Origin of the sequence: Pseudomonas sp. 2995-3 (genome assembly GCF_002742565.1) — a bacterium.
Taxonomy (GTDB): domain Bacteria; phylum Pseudomonadota; class Gammaproteobacteria; order Pseudomonadales; family Pseudomonadaceae; genus Aquipseudomonas; species Aquipseudomonas edaphica.
The window spans coordinates 1-315 of sequence record NZ_LJSB01000234.1; the positions used below are offsets into that span (position 1 = coordinate 1).

The 315-nt window shown below is 40.3% G+C and carries 1 protein-coding gene; it reads right to left on the minus strand.

Annotation, left to right across the window (positions count from 1 at the left end; all coding sequences use genetic code 11):
- On the minus strand, nucleotides 1-315 hold a 315-nt coding region (locus AOA62_RS31845), incomplete at both ends, for a hypothetical protein (RefSeq protein ID WP_218244160.1).

The window sequence follows — 315 nt, forward strand, 5'->3', positions numbered from 1 at the left end:
CCATATCCCCACTGTTATCAGAAAAACCATTGTCCTCACTTGATTCACTATCACGACCACCTTGTGAAGTGAATGACAACTCGCGCTGTTTCAATCGCTTAATCTGTCGATCGAGAAGTGGAATATTTGCGTCCAAGTGTATCTGCATATCTTTCGGAAAAACATAGTCTTCAGGTATAAACGGAAGCTGATCATTCACACTCCAGCCCCCATTTAACTTCACGAGCAAGTCATCCATTTCATATTCAATGGTCTGAAATCCATTTTTTATCCTACGAACAAGCTCTGAAGAAATTTCCGTGTGTTCTTCAAAAT